Origin of the sequence: Novipirellula rosea, from assembly GCF_039541335.1 — a bacterium.
Classification (GTDB): domain Bacteria; phylum Planctomycetota; class Planctomycetia; order Pirellulales; family Pirellulaceae; genus Novipirellula; species Novipirellula rosea.
The window spans coordinates 154262-173404 of the sequence record NZ_BAABGA010000107.1; the positions used below are offsets into that span (position 1 = coordinate 154262).

Consider the following 19143-nt stretch of genomic DNA (forward strand, 5'->3'; position numbering starts at 1 on the left):
GCCGGCGAGTCATTACTGTTGGCTGAACGTCAGACCTCGTAGGCTATCGTCGCCACTGTTATCCACGACCGCATCCAAACCTCCGGTCAAGACAAATCCATCGACTCGGGCACGCGCCTGTGCCAGTTGCACCTGCGAGGTCAAAAATGCGAGGTTCGTATCGAAGTAGGTTCGGCGTGCCACAAGAACTTGTACAAAGCTGGTTTCGCCCGCCTTGTAAGCCAGTTCGGCCAGTTCCAAACCTTCCTTGGCATTAGGCAGAATGTCGCTGGAGTACTGATCGACGGCGGCCAGTGATGAATCGTAGTCTCCCGAAACGGCGGCCAAGCGAGCCTTGATGGCGTTTTCGATTCGCTCGACTTCTCGCGAAGCTCGCACATATTCAGCTCGTGCCGCCGAAATATTGCCTTGGTTCCTGTTGAAAACGGGAATTGGAGCGCCAACCTGTAGGTTAATGATTCCCGAGCCAGTGCCATTGTCGACACCAGCAGCGAACTGAACATCCAAGTTTGGAATCGGTTGAACATTTTGTCGACAGAGGTTTGCTTTCGCTCGCGTAACTCGTGCTTGTGCCGCTTGCACTTCGGGGCTGGATGCGATCATAGTGGACGCGACACTCGGCCAATCCAAAGTCGATTCCGCTTCTGGCAACACGCCTTGCAGCCGCGTTGGAATCATGCGAGGATCACCCGCGAGTGCTGCTAATTGTCGCCAAGCTGCTTCGTAGCGAACTTGGGCCTGACGCAGTGTCAAGTCAATCTCGTTCTTTTGCACGTTGGCTTGGACGACTTCTAGCTGCGAGCCTTCTTTCGCTTCTTTGAGTTGCTCAGCTAAATCGACTCCCTTGTCAGCGACCGACTGGAAGTCACGGATCAAATTCACACGTTGCTGCGCAGCTAAGGCATCGTAGAAGGTGATGCGAATGTCAGTCACGATGCGGTATTTCTGGGCTTCAAGCTGCATAAGCTGAGCACGCAACGCTTCGTTGAGCACGGCGCGGTTCAACGCCAATTTATCGCCGGTAATGATCGTTTGCGAGATGAACACCGTGTGCTGATCGGTGCCTTGGTCGGCGATCTGAGTGCCGTTGTAACCGACCATCGGGTTGGCACGTAGACCGACTTGGGTTTTGAAACCAGCGGCTTTTTGCGTTGTTGCAACGAGTTCAGCGATCGTCGGATTGTTCGCCAAAGCAATCGACTCGATCGCTTCGAGCGTTAACCCCACGGGCTGTTCGCTGAGGTAGTAATCATTACTGGTGGAGAATGGTTCAACTGCAACTTCGTTAAGCGACTGTTCGTGCGAATCCAACTCTATTATGCCTCGCAAGGAACCGTTGGCCCGCCCAGCGAAATCATCTTCTTCCGTTGCAACAAGTTTGTCACCGTTCGACTTGTCGTTGTACGCGACCGTCATCACGGGTGCGGCAACTATGGCTGCTGCCGGTGTTGAAGCAACGTTCGTTTGCGTCGATCGGTGCGTTGCGGAATTGTGAGCCGATGTCGCAACGTAATTACCAATACTCTGGCAACCTGCCGTGAAACTCATCGCTGAGCCCATTGTCAATGTCATGCTCAAAGCCGCACGCAACCGCCGACGCCGCGATTGACGAGAACGATTGCTGGTCAGTTGTGTTGTGATCACCGTGTTTTCCTCCGTGAAAAATAAGACCAGCCGGAGTTTTCGATCGGTTCAGCATGAGTGAGATATTGCGTCGAATCGTTGCAGTCGGACCTTCTCCAACGCATTCGAGTCCGGTGGTGACGGTTGTGCGGAAGAAACCCGCAGAAGGTTGTCCAGCATGTGACCGCGCTTCATCCAACTCCATTCCAGCCGACGATAGTCCAAGGGCAGTCCCAGAGTGTCACGAAGAAGGGCTAGGTCTCCTAAGAACCGTCGAGCCCATCTTTTCGCACTATGTCACGAAGCGTGCCGCGATGAATGCCGAGACGCTCGGCCGCATTGGCTCGGTTGCTGCTGTATGCCTCCAGGACGAGACGAAGCAGTGTCGGCTCGATCAACGAAGTATCGCGTCGTGCAAATTCGTTTCCTGTTCCTGAGCGTTCTCCCCGAGCCAAATTAATTCGGCTTGAAAAGACGTTTCCGGATTGGACTGTTGTGCGACGCCAGCGGTTTGCGGTTCAGGCACGTCGCCGATCTCGTCGAGCAAGACTTTCTCGCCTTCCGCTTTCTTGAACAAGCCTGCTCGGTCAGCCAAAGCGCCAGTGAATGATCCCGCTGCATGTCCGAACAGTTTACTTTCGCTCGAGTCTGGATTCAGAGCCACTGGTGCGACGGGCAACTACGAATACGATGCCCGATGGCTGTGCCGATGAATCGCTACCGTCGCTAATTCTTAGCCGGTTCCTGTTTCACCTGTGACCAACACGGACAGATCGCTTCCGGCGACCAACGCGATTTGCCGAAACGTCTGTTGAATGGCCGCTGATCTATCAATGATCCGGTTCTCGGCTACCGACCCTGTCCCTGCGTCTCGAACCGGCAAAAGTGGTTATCTTGGTTGTCCGTTTGCTCGGAGGGCGTTGCTGCAAACTACCTGCGCATTGTGGAGCGTGAACGGCTCGATGATGTATTCCGAAGCACCGTGCTTCACCGCTGAAACTGCCGTTTCCAAGTCCCCAAACGTACTCATGATAATGACGAAGCAGCGAGTCGCTTCGATGAACTTGGGTAGTGCCGAGATCCCGTCTTTCTTCGGAACGCGAACGTCCAGCAAAACCAAATCAGGCTTCCGCTCGGCCGCCATCCGCAATCCTTCTTCGACCGGTGATGCGGTCAGGACTTCACGGCTGTCGCCCGAAAGCATTCGTTCAAACGCACAGCAAATACTTGGTTCGTCATCGACGACAAAAGTCAACACTGGCTTGATCGTGGGCGTCGAACTCCTTGGACAATCCTCTCGCAGGACACTTTTCCGCCGCTGGCGATGGAAAAAGCGTCGAAGCAAAGGTCGACTGGAAGCGAATGGTGGGCATTTCCTTGGCAAAGCATCCCAAAACGCGGTTGGCACAAACGTTGCGATAGGCATGATGGACCACGATCTGTGCCGTGATCCGAGACTGATTATCACCAAGACACTCAACCAGCGAAAGAACCTAGATGCGAAGTCAACGGAATGGATTCACCCTTATTGAATTGCTGGTTGTGATCGCGATCATTGGCGTGCTCATCAGCCTGCTTCTTCCTGCCGTGCAAGCAGCTCGCGAAGCCGCTCGCCGAATGCAATGCTCAAATAACCTAAAGCAAGTTGCGTTGGCATGCCACAACTATGAAAGTGCGTTCAGGAAGTTGCCGCCGTCGGCGGTTTTGGATTTGAACGTCAACAGCACTGCAAACAACGGTTCGTGGGGCGTTCATGGTCGAGTCCTCCCGCAACTAGAACAATCGAATCTGTTCGAGCGAGTTGATTTGTCGATCGCATGGGATGGGCAGAGCTCGATTCACGAGGTCAAGGTTCCGACGTTCGCTTGTGCGAGCGATCCTGGTACCGACCAAGTTCGAGTCTTCAGCGACAATCGACCGTCGCTGTATCCGACCAGCTATGGATTCAATTTCGGAAGTTGGTTTGTTTACGCCCCAACGACCCGCAAGGGAGGCGACGGAATGTTCTATCCAAATTCATTTCTTGGATTTCGCGACTGCCTCGATGGAACATCCAACACACTGTTGATTGCCGAAGTAAAAGCCTGGACGCCCTATACACGCAACGGTGGGCCGGTCATGACGGCAATGCCAACCACTCAGGCCGAAGCCGAAGCCGTCGTCGCCAGCGGCGCTCAGTTCAAAGATACAGGGCACACGGAATGGCCTGACGGTCGCGTGCATCACACCGGCTTCACCACGACGCTAACGCCCAACACACAGGTTCACTACACGACGGGCGGTCGGACGTACGACGAGATGGATTTCAATTCGTGGCAAGAAGGCAAAGACGGTGCAGTTGGCCAAACGACCTATGCGATGATCACCTCCCGCAGTTATCACACCGGGCTGGTTCAGGTTGCCTTGCTGGATGGTTCGATCCGTAGCATTTCTGATTCGATTAATAGGAACACATGGCATTCAATTGGCACCCGAGCGGGTCACGAGGTGATTTCCTCTGAGTGGTAAAGCAATTTTGTAATGCCGATTCTTATTCAAGGCTCATTTCGGCGTACCGGAATCGTCTGGTTGGGGACGTGTAGAATTTCATGTTGCCCCCTAGCAATCCGGCCTATAACCATCTGTTCACGTCGGGTGGTGCCAGTTGCACGGAAGAGACCCGCAGAAGTGCGTCCAGCATATGGCCGCTTGACGCCGGATTCCGTTCCGGCGGACCTCATTGCATCACTTGCCTCTCGAATTGCAGCCTAGTGATGGCCACCATGAACATGCGTCGTCGTGTGGGGAACGGCGTCGATGTGCGTGGTCGTGTGAGGGACTGCGTGCAAATGGTTGCCGTGCTGTTGGTAATCAATGTGTGTCTGCGTGTGGGGAACGTAGTCTGTGTGCGTTTGCGTATGCAGATGCGGTTGCTGATACGACGGTCGGTACGACTGATACGGTTGTGTGTAAGTCTGGCGAACGCCGTTTCGGTAGATGATTCGACCTTGCTGCGGATACGACTGACCCTGGATGTATTGTTGCTGTGGGTACTGCCCTTGAATCACTGTACCCTGAGTCACCGGACGAGCTGAGCGGTATTGTTGCTGATAAGGTTGCGTCACAGTTGGATAGCTGTTATAGGGGGTGACCTGATCGAAGTGAGTGGTTGTGTGCGGGACGCTGTCGATGTGCGTCGTTGTATGAGGCACTGCATCAACATGGTTGCCATGCTGGACATAGTCGGTGTGTGTTGTCGTGTGCGGCACATTGTGTTGATGCGTGGTCGTGTGCGGTACGAACCATTGGGCCTGAGCGGTGGTCGCTAACGCAATGGCGACAACGGCGGCTGTGAAGAAACGACTCATTAAATTAACTCCTTGCGGGGGGATTTCAGTGGGACAATCACATCGCCCACCAAGAGCCAGTCTAACAGACCATGCGAGGGGGAGGGAAAGAAAATTAATCTCCCAACAATTCTCAGCCTGTCGTCTCATTCGCGACACAGGGTCGTCAATGTGACTGCGCGGCGTCTGACAAAACGGCGTCAACCATTGGTTTTTCGGTTTGGCACATGCAATGCGTTAATAGGCGATCCAGCGGCCCTCGCCGTGAACCTCCCCTCGAATGTTAGGACATCACCCTATGAATCGCATTTTCGCAATTGCCACTCTCGCAGCAGGCTTGTTCGCCTTTGCCGGAAATACTGATGCCACCGCTATCGACTATTTTCACGGCGGACACCACGCCTACTCCGGCGGCCATCACGGTGGCGGCCACAACGGCGGCTACGCTCACGCACCCGTTCAAACATATGGCAACTACGGCTATTCATCGAACTACAGCGGCTATGGATACGGCCAAACGCATCAACCGAGCTATCAACCGCGATACCAGCAACGGTACGCACCCACCTATCGTTCGCAATCCTACGGACAGCACGGCGGCTTGCATGTTGACATCGGAGGCTTCCATGCGATTGGCGTTGGTCGTCAGCATCATTAATCCTAAACCGTTTCGTCGAGCCACGCGGGTTTAAGCCCGCGTGGCATTTCACTTTGGCGTTCCTGGAAAACCGCTTCATGATCGCTTGACCGATAAGCCGCTGACTCATGCCATTGAAACAAAAATTCAATGGAACAATTTTCAGTTGAAATGAAAAATATGCGAAGCAAACTATTCAACAGCGACAAATGTTTCACGGTAAAAGAATTGGGCGTCGACAAAATTTCGCGCACACTCGGCACCCCCACAACCCCACAGCGACGTGACCGCTCAAGTCTTGACGTAGCCTTTGACAATTGCGTAGTTCAGTGGCATAGCCGAAAAAAGATGGTTCGGATCATCGAAGCTGCCGATCAACCCTCAATCGACTCTTGTTCCAAACAACGCATCAAGAAGCTTATTCATGTTGAAAAGGTGTCTCAAACGAATCGCACGGACAGCCATGATATGGCTGTTGATGGCGATGTTTGCGATTCCGACATCATTGGTCCGAATTTGTCCTTGCACGTCGGTCAATGGCGAAAGCCAATGTGAATGCTGTGCATTGGTCAACGAAAACGCGATGACGCAGCAATTGAACTGTTGTCAGGACAGTCATCCTTCGCGGCCCTGCGAAACCGTTGCTGAACGTGAATGTGGGATCGACCTGCTCGTTTGTCATTGCACCGATCACTGTCCGTGTCAGTGCCAATGTGACGAGCGAAATGGTCACGCAACGATCGACAGCAATCGAACGGTACCTCAGCAAACGGCTGAGCGAGTAATCGCAGTAGTGACCAGATTGCCTCATTCGCCACAGTTGCAAATCCGCTTCTCGCGGATCGGCGATTCGCCAATTTTGCATGCCACAACCGCGCAGCAACGCTGTGCAACCCTCTCGCGTTTTCTCATTTAAACGCCGCTCTCTGAGCATTCTATCGCGAACGTCATCAAGGCTTTCGTTAGATGTCATTTAGTGTTGAGCCCATCCAGATTGGTTGAGGTTTATTCATATTTGCAGCTTTCAAAAAGGTCGTTGGACTTTGTGCTGCGCCGCTGTTAGCCGCACTCAAGGGCGACCTCCGCTTCGGTGTGAATCACCTTGTAGCTAAATGTTTCAAACTCTTGAGAAAGGATTCTCGATCATGACTAAGTTACTTTTCAGTTTGATGTTGGTAGCCGCATTAGCCGTCGTGACGTCCATAGGATGTGCCTCGACCGCAGGAGGTGGTGGTGGAAGCCACGCCGGGCATAATCACTAGCGATAGGGCATTAAATGAGAGGACGTTATCATTAGAGATCGCGCCGATCACGAATCCCCAGAGGACCAGCTGATCGTTGGCGGTCAGGACGCCGTGTGTTTCGAAGCAACGGATTGTTGGCGGCCGGTTGGTCTCTTTATTTGTGTTCTTTTTCGGGCATTTCAAATTCGGAGCGAAGGATGTTTGCATCAATGAAAAACGCGAATCTGTCCCATCGACAAAAAGATTGGACGCCGCTGGCTCGGCCCCCGTGGAAATATTCCCACACGTCAACTGGCATGTTCTTGACCACGCTCTCGTTCTGCACCGGCATGGTGATCGCTTTGATTATTTCTACTGCGGCGGGACTGACAATTGGAACGTTGCTGTTGGCGTGCATATTGCTTTTCGAACGCTCACGACTTGACGTTCTGCTGGTACATGGCGAAGACCGCTATTGCCTCGTTCAGTTGTGTGGCGCAGCGACAATTCTGCAGTTGCCACTGCTGACCAAGACCTTCAACCGGCTACCAGTTGCCAGCGACGTACATGTTGACATGACCGCGCTGTCTTATATCGACCAGACGTGCATCGAGTCGATGATGGCGTGGGCTGAACAACACCGACATTCCGGTGGGAGTTTAATTGTCGATTGGGGGCCCCTGCATGCTGGCTTTAGGACGGCAGCCCTCGAATCTGACCGGGTTCAAGTTGACGAGACTCCGATTCATTCCATCGCGGCGTACCGCAAAGCCGCTTAACGATTTACTACAAATTATCGCGAACCGCTCCATTCACCACTGATAAGGATATCAAAAATGAAAGTTTCTCAATTTAGCCGCCACTTCAACTATATTGCTGGCCTGATCTTGATTGTGTCGAGTGTCGGCTGCGGTTCGCTGCCCTGGCGAAACAAGCCGGCCCCCATGGATACCAGCTATCAAGACTACGTCGAACAGTCGGTGGCGAATATTGACTACAAAGCCCCACCAACTGGCCTTGAGCCACCTGTCCGGTTGTCAAGTTCGTCGCGGGTCAGCCCCGCGGACCTCGCACCCGCGTCGCCAAGCGATGAAAGTTGCCAGGACGCTTGCTGCCACTAGGCTGTGGCCAATGCAGACATCCCTGACATGGGGATCTGAACGACATTCTCGCGTTGCTAGTTTGACACAATTCGCGGTATTTGACTCACATTGGAGTGGAACCTCAGCGAGCAGCAGATTGGACTTAACCTCGAAATCAATCCGTAGCCGATTGAGCAAATACGTGACGCATCGCGATTTGTTTCGCGATGAAGAAGATCACGGGGTAGATCAGCAACTCCATTATAAAGCTGGTAGCCAATCCGCCGATCATGGGGGCGGCAAGGCGACGCATCGTGTCCGCACCAGCACCAGTGGCCCACATCAAGGGTACCAAGCCGATGAAAGTCGTTACAACCGTCATCGTCTTGGGGCGAATACGCTTCACCGCTCCGTCGTGAATCGCGTACCAGAGATCATTATTGTTTCGCATTCGACCTTCGCTACGGAATCTCTCAAAGCTGTTATCTAAATACAGCAGCATCACCAAACCGGTTTCCGCATCCAAACCGGCAAGCGCGATCAAGCCCACGCCGACTGCCAGCGAGAGATCGTAGTCGAGGAAATAGAGCAACCAAATCGCACCGACCAAGCTAAACGGAATCGCTAATAGGACGATCCCCACTCGCAACCAACTGCCCGTCGCCATGTACAACAACACCACGATGATCACGCCGGTCAACGGGATCATGATTGACAGTCTTTGACGGGCCTGCTGCATGTATTCAAACTGCCCCGACCAAACAATGCTGTATCCCTCGGGCAGGTCTACTTGCTCGGCAATCGCTTTTTGCGCGCTCTGCACATAAGTCCCTACGTCGATGCCCGCGATGTCGACGAACACCCAACTGGTCAACCGCGCGTTTTCGCTTTTGATCATCGGTGGTCCCTGAACCGTCTCGATTCGCGCTAGTTGAGCCAGCGGAACCTGGGCACCCGATGGCGTCGCTACCAACGTTTGCTCTAGCGCCGGGATGTTATCACGTAGTTCGGACGGGTAACGCAAATTGACGGGATACCGCTCCAGTCCTTCCACCGTGCTGGTAACATTCATTCCACCCAAGGCACTCATGATCACGTCTTGCACCTGAGCGATCCGCAGTCCATAGCGGGCGATCTCCTCGCGGTCGATCTTGATGTCCATATAGTTTCCGCCGACGCTCTTCTCGGCAAACGCACTGGTCGTGTACTCACCCGTCCCTTCCGCTGAACGCACGACCTGAGAGATTTGATTGCTGAGTCTTGAAAGCGTCGTCAGATCAGGCCCCATAACCTTGATGCCAACAGGCGTCTTGATACCCGTCGAAAGCATGTCGATCCGTGTCTTAATCGGCATTGTCCAAGAATTGGCCAAACCGGGTATCTGTAAGACTTCATTCATACCTTGAAAGGATCGACCACCGGGCAATTTGAACCCGTAGACAAGTTCATTGCTGGTGATCGGTCGAAAGTCCGCGAGGAACTGTCGGGGAAACCACTGAAGCCAGTCCGGCCAATCGCTGTAAAAATGCTGGATCGGGACTTGCCGCCAATGCGACTTATCGCGATGTAGGGTCACGATTGTTTCGATCATGTTCAGCGGCGCGGGATCGGTGGCCGTCTCGGCGCGACCGATCTTTCCAAACACCTTTTCCACTTCAGGAAACCGCATCAGAAGTTTGTCGGTCTGTTGCAGCACTTCCTTGGCCTTGGTCACGCTCAATCCCGGCTCGATCGTCGTCGGCATGTAGAGGAGGTCGCCCTCTTCCAACGGTGGCATGAATTCGCTGCCTAATTGGCTAAGTGGCCAGTAGGTGATGCCAACCAAACAGACCGCTAACATTAGCGCGAGCCAGCGAAAGTGCATTGCGATCGCGAACAATGGATCGTACATTCGCTCCAGTATTCGACTGAACGGATTGCGTTCTTCCGACATGATTTGCTGGGGCAGGATGCACAAGCTGGCCAGTACGATCCAGCCGCCGACCAGCCATGTCCGATAGTCGCCGAGCATCGGCAGCGGCATGAACGCGAAGGCAAGTGCCGGGATGCCGATGACCGTCACATAAACCGCCATGCGTTTCCACCACGAAACCGATTTGGGAACAACTCGCTCGGTCAACAAGTAGACCATTAAAACCGGAATGATCGTCACGGCAATGATCGCGGCCATCGCCATCGAGAACGTCTTGGTATAGGCCAGCGGGCGAAACAATCGTCCGGATTGCTCGCCCAAGGCAAACACGGGGACGAAGCTGACCGTGATAATGAGCAGGCTAAAAAACAGGCTCGGTCCGACCTCGATTGCCGCGTCCGCGATCACGGCCGCTTGCGATCGGGGTTCTTCTCCCGCAGCGATCCGTTCCTTCTCGCGTTCCAAATGCTTGTGCGCGTTCTCGACCATGATCACGGAACTATCGACCATCACGCCGACCGCGATCGCAATTCCCCCCAAACTCATGATGTTGGCATTGATGCCAAATAGATACATCACGCCCAAACTTGCGAGCACTCCGGTGGGCAACACGAACGCGGCGACCAAGGCGCTGCGAGCGTGCAATAGAAACAGAACCATCACCAACGAGACGACCACCATTTCTTCGATCAAAGTCCCGGTCAACGTCTCGGTCGCTCGCTGGATCAGGTCTGAACGATCGTAGCCAACTTCAATTTCCACACCCGGAGGCAGTCCCGTTTCCAATTCCGACAGTTTGTCTTTGACGCGGGCGATCGTGTCGCGCGCATTCTCGCCGAACCGCGTCACCACGATCGCACCAACGGTTTCGCCTTCGCCGTTCCATTCGGCAATGCCACGGCGAATCTCAGGACCAATCCGAATATCAGCAACGTCGCGCAGATAGATCGGCGAACCTTCGGCAGTCGCACCCAGTGCGGTCTGGCGAAGTTGATCCAATACTAACTCGGTTGGACTTCTCTCGTCGGAGTCGGTGGTCGGTGTACCTAGATAGCCGAGACCGCGAACCATGTATTCCGTCTCGCTCATCTCCACCAATCGTCCGCCCACATCCCGGTTGGATTCTCGGATCGCGCGGCTGACTCGTTCCAGGGGCATGTCGTAAGCGAGTAGCTTCACCGGGTCAACGACGACTTGATACTGCTTTACAAAACCGCCCACCGACGCGATCTCGCTGACACCTTCGAGCGCCGTCAACTCATATCGCAGATACCAGTCTTGCAGGCTTCGCAGTTGAGCCAAGTCGGTGCTGCTGGCAACGAGCGGCTTGCCATCGAGCGGACAAACCGTGCGTGGTTCATCGATGACCAGCGGGGCGAGTCGCCCGCGAATTTCCTTCGGCGCATCCTCCAATCGATCGAAGCGATTCCCTTGCATGTCGACGTAGACGGCTCGTCGGCCAGAGAATGTTCGACGATGTTCGAGTCGCTCCCGGCTCTCTTCAGGAACCTGTTTCAGATCAGCGTACCATTTGTCTTCGGTCACATCGTGCCACAGTCCGTTCGGATGGTCGGGGCAGTAGTCGCCGGTCACCAAGGCATATTCGTAGACCCAGCCGACACCCGTCGCATCGGGGCCAAGTTGGGGACTGACCGAATCGGGAAGCGATCCCGACACAAAGTTGAGTTGCTCCAGCACACGACTTCGCGCCCAGTACAAATCCGTGCCATCTTCAAAGATGATGTACACGAAACTGGTGCCAAACATACTGTAGCCACGAACCACCTTCGCACCGGGCACAGCCAGCATGGTCGTGGTCAGCGGGTAGGTCACCTGTTGCTCGATGATCTCCGGTGCTTGACCTGGAAATTCAGTGCGGATAATTACCTGAACATCCGACAGATCGGGGATCGCATCGACCGTGATGTTGGTCGCTGCCCAAACACCACCGACAATCACGAACACGCTCAACAACAGCACCATAGGGCGATTGTCAATGCACCAACCGATCAGTCGCCCGATGACGGAATTGTTATTAGCGTTGGGGTCGGAACTTGGCAGCATATAGGAACGATCGAGTTGCGGAATGAAAGACGAGTTCGAGGAAATCACGACGGCAACTACTCCGTCGGAATCTCCTCTTTGATCTCTCCGCAAGACAGCATCTTTTGTCCCATGTATGGATTTTCAATTTCCTCGGTCGTTTGCAGCCAACTTGCTTTTACCATGGGGCAGTACGCCACATAAAGTTCGCTGACGGCTTGATTCGACGGTGAAGCGATCTTTACCAACTCGATCATGGATGCGGAAATTGACTGATACGCTTTTCTCGCTGCGACCAAATCTTCAGGTTTCGGCTCCGCACTTGTTGCAATTGCCTTGGCAACCCGCTCAACATCGGCATTGTCGGAATTGAACAGCGGTTTCGCCTTCTCGCCGATAGCGGCAACCTTCACGGCAATGCCGTCGGATTTGTCTTCGGCCAGCGTCTTACGCAGGTCCAGATACGACTTGACTAACGCGTCCACGTCTGACGTGTTCTCAGCCGCCGAGGCGTTCGCGGCAGTGGTCGATGGAGGCGACTCATTCAATCCAGCGACGTTCTCGTCGGTTTGACACCCCGCCAGCATCAACGCCAACAGCGCCAATGGCAAGAATTCATTTACGGCGATTTTCACAAACCATTTCGACATCATCATTCATCTCCGATTCAAGGTAAAAATAACTTCAGGGTAAAGCGAACAATCAGCGGTTGGTCGTAAACACTTTTTCCACGGTTCCGCAGTCGGCCATTGCGTCGCCTTGGCCATAGTACGGGTTCTGGACTGTTGCCGACGTCTGCAACCAGCTTGCGTCGACCATCGGGCAGGTCGCTTCGCGAAGTTCGGGGACTGCTTTGGAACTTGGCGCAACTCGCGAGACCAGTGTAATCATCGCCGCCGATAGACTCTTGTAGGCGGCTCGCATTGCCGGTAGACCCGCAGGCGGTGTCGCAGCCTCTTTGGCGACATTCGCAGCGGCGGATCGTAACGCTTCATCTTCGACGTCTTGCAACTCCGTCGCGGTTTGGCGAATTCGTTCCAAGCTTGCTTGAGCTCCCTTCGTTTGATTCTCGAATAGCAATCGCTGCAGCTCCAGATATGCCACCGCCAGTGCGTCGACTTTGCTCTGCACCGCATCGGTTAGTTTCGCCTGATCGCTCGACGGTGAATCCGTATTGGCAACCGGTAATGTGGTTCGGTCGCCGACGCAACGAAGCATTTCCAGGCCCATATAGGGATTGCGTGCGCTTCCGGTTGGCTGAAGCCATACCGCACCTCCGACCTTCGGCGGATACATCGGACAAGTCATGGCCTCGATTGGTTGGCCAAACGAGTTGGGCACACCGATTTGTTTGACCAGTTCCGCCATCGGTTGACTCAGGCTGGCATAGATCACTCGCGCCGCTTCCAGATCAGTGGCCTGAGCCAACTGCTCCGCTTTGGCTCGGATTGCGACGGTCTCGGATGATTTGTTCCAGAAGTCGGGCGCTTCGGTCAGCGGCACATCCACCATGGCGGCGAGACTGTTGGAGATCTCCGTCGTCGAGGCGGTTAGGCTTTTAAGACTGTTGGCGGCTAACGAGTCGCCAATGGCAAAGTAGCCATTTAGCAATCGGCTTAGCTGCGTAGTAACTGCGTTGGGGACCCGAATCGTTGAAGCGGTCTTCACAGCAGTGCTTCCGCCGGGAATCTGATCAGACGCCATGTCGCCACGCACCATTTTGGCCAAGGCCGAACGCATCTTGCTTTCACTGTCTAATAAAAACTGACCGCTGACGACCACCTCTTCACCAGGTTTCAATCCACTGCGAATTTCGATCAGCCCCTTCTGAGTCTCGATGCCGGTTTCGACGTTGCGAGGTTCAAACTTGCCCGCACCCAAGCTAACGAATGCGACTTTGCGCGTGCCGGTCGCGATGATCGCTTCGCGAGGAGCCAACACCGCCTGCTGATCAAGTGTGTTGGCAAGTTGTAACGTCGCAAACATCCCCGGTTTGAGCACGCCATCGGGATTCGCAAACTCAATGCGGACTTTTACCTGTCGCGATTCCTTTTGCAGATACGGATAGATGTAGGCGACTTTCCCTTCAAACGTTTCATTGGGTAGGTATTCCAACGTCATCACAACGGGTTGACCGACTTTGACGTAGGGCAATTGGTATTCATACAGCGTCGCCATCACCCACACCTTGGAAAGATCCGCGATTTGATAGACTCGCATTCCAGGTTCGATTTTCATTCCTTCCTTCGCGTTCTTGTCGATCACGATCCCCGTATGCGGACTAGTGACGGTAAGCGTGCGTTTTGCTTTGCCGCGTTTCTCCAGTTCCTTGATCTGATCCGGGCCGATGTCGAAAAACTCTAGCTTCGTCCGCGAGTCATCGAGCAGGTTACGGCTGAGCTGACTACGGGAATTGAGGGCGACCAAGTATTCCTCTTGAGCCTGATACAACTCAGGTGAGTAGAGTTCAAACAGTGGCTCGCCCTGCTTGACTTGGACACCGGTCTCGTCAACGTCCAACTGTTCGATCCAGCCGCTAATTTTTGTGTTGACATCCTTGGTCGCTGTCTCGTCATAAGTGATGGTTCCGACGGTCCGAATCTCCTTGGTTAAAGGACCGGTCGTGACGGGAGTCAGCCGCACGCCAATGTTTTGTACCACGACAGGGTCAATTACGATTTCCCCGGTCAGCTTGGCGGGATCGAGTGGCGTCAGATCCATATGGCATATTGGACATAAACCAGGCTCGGGTAAGATCACCCAAGGATGCATTCCGCATGTCCAGTATTGTGTCCCATCTGTGCTGACGGCTGCCTCGCCGTCGGATGCCTTAGCACCCGTGATCGACCGCCATGCGTGGCGTGAGCCGGAAACGATGGATTGCCCCCAATGCGTTCCGATCGCGAAGACGACCAACACTCCGATAACGATCAAACCCAAAGTTCGCCATTTCAAACCACGTGGCGCTTTGGGACTCGGCGGTGCAGACTTATCGGTCGAGGGGGCACCACTTCCAGCGACCGGTTCGCTAGTCGTCGTTGCATTTTGTGAATCCGATTCACCTGGAACAATGATTCGACTTTTCGGACGGTGAACCGATTCTTGATCGTCCGTCGATGTGGAATCGTTCGATTTATCGGAGGGCTTGATCATGAATTCGGCCTTGTCGGAGCATTCGGGGGACTGCGCAGAAAACGAAGATATCAGCCATCGCCGCAAAGGGGGCAGCGCGAGGAAAGGTAAAATCGGTTGTAATCTCCGCATTGTCGCCTTTACTTAGTATTGTAGCAAAAAATGCACCATACCCTCACGGCGTATACTGACTGGGAGCGAAATGCGCTTACGGCGCGCATGAAGTACTCGTTTTTCAGAAGTGATTAACCTTGAGCTCTAGAACGATCTGACTTTCGGACACACACATGCCCCACTCACCCACGAGTAACCGACTGATTCCATTGGCCGTTTACTTTGCCAGCGCGTTCATTCTGCATCTGATCTGGGAGGTCATGCAGATGCCATTATTCGAGTCAGGCGACGCACCCTTCCTGAGCACTTTCTGGATGTGCTTCAAAGCAACTGCTACGGGAGACATGTTGTTCATGCTGACGCTGTTTTTAACAGTCGTGATCATTCACAAGGATCTGTGGTGGCTTTCGGATTCAACTTCCTACTCGCATCCCGGAACCTGGATCATACAAGTGATCGTAGGCGCACTACTCGCGGTCAGCTTTGAATTGTGGGCAGTCCACGTTGTTAACCGTTGGGTTTACGCTTCGATGCCGGTGCTTCCGATCATCGGTGTCGGACTGACGCCCCTATTGCAAATGACGCTTATCCCAATTGCTTCAACACTTTTCAGTTGGAAAATATTGAAACACGAATAACTGGCAACGATCCAACGTTCTCTTGCTATTCGCTGGCAGGCTCGCGTTGGGCAAACTTAGGTAACGATATCATCCACGCCGAGTTGGTTCGTTCTCTGTTCATTTATCATTCTTTCGAAAGGTCATTGCATCATGTTTCCACATACTGGACAGCGTCCCATCACCATCATCATGACTCCGAGGACCAATGCTATAAGCAAAAACGTTCCCACAATCCCCGCGATGACACCAACGCCCGTTCCACCTCGTCTTCGTCTTAAGTGTTTCATTCTGTTCTCCTTGTAGTTTCAATGATCGAGTTTTCAGTATCCGCCTAAACAATGAACCGCCGCAGGTGAGATTGGGTTGCTGGCGTATCCAAACGAATACGGAGCTACCATCGTCCAAACGCCCAGCAGGATGAGTGTCCACCAGACCCATGCCGTCTGAGCATGATGCTCCGTTTGCATGTCTCCTCGGTCCTGATCGGACATCATCCCGCCGTCGGATTCCATATTCATCGCTTGTCGAGTCACACCACGATTCGCCATCGACGAGTGGTCATGATCGGTTGTACTGTCTTCTTGAGTCATCGGTGGGTTCCTCCTTGTGTTCTAAGCCTGCGAGGTCGTTTCGTTTTCTACCCAAGACGGCGGTGTGAGACCGTTGTCGCGATACCAAGTCGAAGTATCACGCCGCAGCGCGGCAACCATCGCGGGCAGCGTTTCACGCAATGAACGGCTAGGATGCCAGCCCAGTGCATCGACCGCACGGGTGATGTCCATCTCATAGTGATCATCAGCCAAGTCAACCATCCACAGCTTGATGAACGGCTCCTCCGCGAACGGCATGTGATCTTGAAACCACGCACCCGCCTTGGCGACCAACTTCGGGATGACGGTTGTTTCTCAAGGCTCATCGTAAATCAACCGGCCGAATTCTGATTGCAATTCCGCGTAGCCAAGCGTTTCCGCGTAGCCAAGCGTTTTCGGTTCTCCGATAAGAAACACTGATTCATCTGGTAATTGCGTGCGACGGTCGATGCATCGGTAGACGGCGTCGACGACGTCGTCTAAATGAACGAATGTTTGACCGCGGGATGGATCTCCCGGATAGACTCGACTTGTCAACTTCCGTTCGTAGCTCCGCTCGATTTAATTTGCTAAAGGAATCGAATGGCACTCGTCGTCGTAGACGCCAGCAATTCTGAAATTGACAGACTTGATCGCACCCCGATTCTCAAAAATGACCTGCTCGGTAGCGACTTTCGACTTGGGGTAGTCCCACTTGGGAACAAGCGGCCAGTCTTCATCGATTCGCTCGCCCGGCTCGCAGGGAGCATGAACCAACATCGTGCTGGAGAAGATGAACTGGTCCACTTCAAAATCACGCAATGCATGGAGCAATCGCTCCGTGCCGCGAACCGTGACTTCGTCATACTTCGGACTCGGATCTCCCGAAAAGTTGTAATACGCAGCATAGTGTACGACCGACGCGATTTTGTCCCATACCCTTCACGAACGCGATGCATCCCCGCGTCGATGCTCTCCTCGCTCGTGATGTCGACTCAGATACACTCCGCCTCCGCCGGCGGATGAGGATCGCCTGCACGGTCAAAGCCGATTACCTGATAACGCTCTGCAAGCCGCTTTACCGTCGCCGATCCAAGCCGCCCGCTGCTTCCCGTGATTAAGACAACTCGTTTCTCAGGTTTCATGCAATTGATCCAAATAGAAGTAAAACGCGCTTCGACGAACCGTTTGCCCACCACGATGCGTCCGCCCAGGCTTGTGGCAACTCAAGGACGATAGACGAACTATTGAACACACCGACCACCACTTCGTCGCAGAACATTTAGCGACGAAGTGGCGGTGACGAACGACTCGACAGGGCTACTGTGTGTCCGACGAGCGACTCGGCTGCTTCATCTTTTTCATCATTTTTCCCTTCATCATGCCTTCCATCTTCTGCTTGCACATTGGACACATCATGTCGGATTCACCACCGTCCATCTTCTTGGATCTCATCATCGCGATCTCCATCATTGACATCGCCTTGCCAGACGACTCGCCGATCATTGACCGCTGATCCGCGGTTAACACTTCCGTAGCTTGACGCTGAGCTTCCTGGGCAATCGCTTTTAGTTTCTGTTGTTGTTCGTCTGTCAATTCCAACTCTTCCGCTCTAGCCATCAGCAGCGGTGGGCTGTCAGCGGTCAACTTGATTCCTTTCAGGCCAGTCATCATGGGGCATTCCATCGACATCTTGTCGTTCTGGCCGCTTGCTTTGGAGTCGTCTTGCGCCTGCACGGGCGACTGCCGCGAGACCGCAAGCAGCGCAACGAGAACGATTCCGACACCTGCACCGACACTGAGCCGCGATCGAAAAGTGGTTTTAGTATTCATGGCATCTAACTTGTTCATGGGAGGAAACGGAATTCCGCGTGTCTACGCGGACTGTGATTGAAAAGCAATGAATGTGACACGCTTCTCGTTGATGGTTGCAACCGCAAATGCCATACCCAGCCTGGGTATTTTGTCCTGCGGTTCGACCACAAAAGCTTCCGAAAGTGGTCCACCTCGACTGCGCAATTGGTGCAGCGTTTTAAATGGTGGACTCAGCCGACCTCCGCTTCGGTGTGAATCACCTTGTAGCTAAATGTTTCAAACTCTTGAGAAAGGATTCTCGATCATGACTAAGTTACTTTTCAGTTTGATGTTGGTGGCCGCATTGGCCGTCGTGACGTCCATAGGATGTGCCTCGACCGCAGGAGGTGGTGGTGGAAGCCACGCCGGGCATAATCACTAGCGATAGGGCAGGAGCGAACAGGCGCAAGCAATTGAGATTGCGACCGATAATGAGTCCCCAGAGGACCAGCCGGTCATTGTCAATGAAATCAAAAGCCGCTTAACCGCAAGAGTTCATGGTCCACGGACCGTCACTGTCCTAACTACCCAACGACAAGGAATGCGAAATGAGAATCACCCATCAATCAACCCGCAACGCATGGCTACTTGTGGCGGCTGCAATGCTGGGCTCCAGTGTCGGCTGTGCAAGCTTGCCGTGGCGAGCTAAGAAGCCGCAGGAGACTGCCGAATACCAGACTTACATAGACCAAGCGGCTACCAACCAAACGTACGAGCAGTCCTATTAAACGACAGCGAATGATGGGCGGACACTGCTGCCGCCGATTGTCAGTCCTTCAGACCGCGTCGCCGATGCGGGCGGTGACTGCAAAGACGGTTGTTGTCATTGATATCGGAGCATCCGCCTCTCGCTAGGCTTTGCCTGAAACCTCGTCATTTATCAGCCGATGTGCTTAGCAGACGGTTCTAGACGCGCTGACTGTCTGAGAGCCGTTCGCTAGCACAATGCGGCTGATGATTTCAATCATGCTTAATGGACTATACGTCTGTTGAAAGTGATGGCGGTGG

Annotated in this window: 20 protein-coding genes and 1 pseudogene; 8 read left to right on the plus strand and 13 right to left on the minus strand. The window is 53.7% G+C overall.

Annotation, left to right across the window (positions count from 1 at the left end):
• Positions 1-12 precede the first annotated feature (12 nt).
• The 3 genes and pseudogenes from ABD971_RS30835 to ABD971_RS30845 all read right to left on the minus strand — a co-directional run bounded on the left by ABD971_RS30835 (position 13) and on the right by ABD971_RS30845 (position 2881).
• Entirely contained in the window at positions 13-1644 is a 1632-nt protein-coding gene (locus ABD971_RS30835; RefSeq protein WP_345327521.1) for a TolC family protein, read from the minus strand.
• Between the two features lie 373 nt (positions 1645-2017).
• Positions 2018-2506: pseudogene (locus tag ABD971_RS30840) on the minus strand (sigma 54-interacting transcriptional regulator).
• A gap of 6 nt (positions 2507-2512) precedes the next feature.
• Positions 2513-2881, minus strand: coding sequence for a response regulator (locus ABD971_RS30845; RefSeq protein ID WP_345327522.1), 369 nt, complete (start codon positions 2879-2881; stop codon positions 2513-2515).
• Positions 2882-2907: 26 nt separating this feature from the next.
• Here ABD971_RS30845 and ABD971_RS30850 point away from each other — a divergent pair, with 26 nt between their 5' ends.
• The gene (locus tag ABD971_RS30850; protein WP_345327523.1) at positions 2908-3045 is read left to right on the plus strand and encodes a hypothetical protein; all 138 of its coding nucleotides are present in this window, start codon (positions 2908-2910) and stop codon (positions 3043-3045) included.
• A 75-nt stretch (positions 3046-3120) separates the two neighbouring features.
• Complete coding sequence (locus ABD971_RS30855) at positions 3121-4131, plus strand: DUF1559 family PulG-like putative transporter (RefSeq protein WP_345327524.1); 1011 nt, start codon at positions 3121-3123, stop codon at positions 4129-4131.
• Between the two features lie 239 nt (positions 4132-4370).
• On the opposite strand, the gene ABD971_RS30860 is transcribed toward ABD971_RS30855, so the two are convergent.
• Positions 4371-4970: a hypothetical protein gene (locus ABD971_RS30860; protein WP_345327525.1), complete on the minus strand. Its 600-nt coding sequence runs from the start codon at positions 4968-4970 to the stop codon at positions 4371-4373.
• Between the two features lie 277 nt (positions 4971-5247).
• On the opposite strand from ABD971_RS30860, the gene ABD971_RS30865 reads away from it, so the two are divergent.
• The 4 genes from ABD971_RS30865 (at position 5248) to ABD971_RS30880 (ending at position 7930) form a co-directional block, all read left to right on the plus strand.
• Complete coding sequence (locus ABD971_RS30865; protein WP_345327526.1) at positions 5248-5607, plus strand: hypothetical protein; 360 nt, start codon at positions 5248-5250, stop codon at positions 5605-5607.
• A gap of 129 nt (positions 5608-5736) precedes the next feature.
• Positions 5737-6141, plus strand: a complete 405-nt coding sequence (locus tag ABD971_RS30870; protein ID WP_345327527.1) for a hypothetical protein — start codon at positions 5737-5739, stop codon at positions 6139-6141.
• A gap of 898 nt (positions 6142-7039) precedes the next feature.
• On the plus strand, positions 7040-7588 hold the full coding sequence (locus ABD971_RS30875; protein ID WP_345327528.1) for a SulP family inorganic anion transporter: 549 nt from the start codon (positions 7040-7042) through the stop codon (positions 7586-7588).
• Between the two features lie 57 nt (positions 7589-7645).
• Positions 7646-7930, plus strand: a complete 285-nt coding sequence (locus ABD971_RS30880) for a hypothetical protein (RefSeq protein ID WP_345327529.1) — start codon at positions 7646-7648, stop codon at positions 7928-7930.
• Positions 7931-8066: 136 nt separating this feature from the next.
• On the opposite strand, the gene ABD971_RS30885 is transcribed toward ABD971_RS30880, so the two are convergent.
• From ABD971_RS30885 to ABD971_RS30895, 3 genes are read right to left on the minus strand one after another with little or no spacing between them, the layout of a single operon-like run.
• Complete coding sequence (locus tag ABD971_RS30885; RefSeq protein ID WP_425571397.1) at positions 8067-11915, minus strand: efflux RND transporter permease subunit; 3849 nt, start codon at positions 11913-11915, stop codon at positions 8067-8069.
• A gap of 8 nt (positions 11916-11923) precedes the next feature.
• Positions 11924-12496, minus strand: a complete 573-nt coding sequence (locus ABD971_RS30890) for a hypothetical protein (protein ID WP_345327530.1) — start codon at positions 12494-12496, stop codon at positions 11924-11926.
• Between the two features lie 52 nt (positions 12497-12548).
• Positions 12549-14999 carry an efflux RND transporter periplasmic adaptor subunit gene (locus tag ABD971_RS30895; RefSeq protein WP_345327531.1) on the minus strand — a complete coding sequence of 817 codons (2451 nt, stop codon included), beginning with the start codon at positions 14997-14999 and terminating at the stop codon, positions 12549-12551.
• A 266-nt stretch (positions 15000-15265) separates the two neighbouring features.
• Between ABD971_RS30895 and ABD971_RS30900 the strand changes: the two genes are divergently transcribed.
• Entirely contained in the window at positions 15266-15730 is a 465-nt protein-coding gene (locus ABD971_RS30900; RefSeq protein WP_345327532.1) for a hypothetical protein, read from the plus strand.
• Positions 15731-16032: 302 nt separating this feature from the next.
• Here the strand turns inward: ABD971_RS30900 and ABD971_RS30905 are convergent, their stop codons facing one another.
• From ABD971_RS30905 to ABD971_RS30930, 6 genes are all read right to left on the minus strand, one after another.
• Positions 16033-16302 carry a hypothetical protein gene (locus ABD971_RS30905; protein ID WP_345327533.1) on the minus strand — a complete coding sequence of 90 codons (270 nt, stop codon included), beginning with the start codon at positions 16300-16302 and terminating at the stop codon, positions 16033-16035.
• A 21-nt stretch (positions 16303-16323) separates the two neighbouring features.
• Positions 16324-16560, minus strand: a complete 237-nt coding sequence (locus ABD971_RS30910; RefSeq protein WP_345327534.1) for a hypothetical protein — start codon at positions 16558-16560, stop codon at positions 16324-16326.
• Positions 16561-16617: 57 nt separating this feature from the next.
• Positions 16618-16839 (minus strand): hypothetical protein, encoded by a 222-nt coding sequence (locus ABD971_RS30915; RefSeq protein WP_345327535.1) that lies wholly within the window; start codon positions 16837-16839, stop codon positions 16618-16620.
• Between the two features lie 24 nt (positions 16840-16863).
• On the minus strand, positions 16864-17208 hold the full coding sequence (locus tag ABD971_RS30920) for an NAD-dependent epimerase/dehydratase family protein (protein ID WP_345327701.1): 345 nt from the start codon (positions 17206-17208) through the stop codon (positions 16864-16866).
• 68 nt (positions 17209-17276) lie between these two features.
• Positions 17277-17426, minus strand: coding sequence for an NAD-dependent epimerase/dehydratase family protein (locus tag ABD971_RS30925; RefSeq protein ID WP_345327536.1), 150 nt, complete (start codon positions 17424-17426; stop codon positions 17277-17279).
• A gap of 175 nt (positions 17427-17601) precedes the next feature.
• A complete protein-coding gene (locus ABD971_RS30930) occupies positions 17602-18114 on the minus strand; it encodes a hypothetical protein (RefSeq protein WP_345327537.1) in 513 nt (170 codons plus the stop codon).
• Between the two features lie 569 nt (positions 18115-18683).
• Here ABD971_RS30930 and ABD971_RS30935 point away from each other — a divergent pair.
• On the plus strand, positions 18684-18863 hold the full coding sequence (locus ABD971_RS30935) for a hypothetical protein (protein ID WP_345327538.1): 180 nt from the start codon (positions 18684-18686) through the stop codon (positions 18861-18863).
• Positions 18864-19143 lie beyond the last annotated feature (280 nt).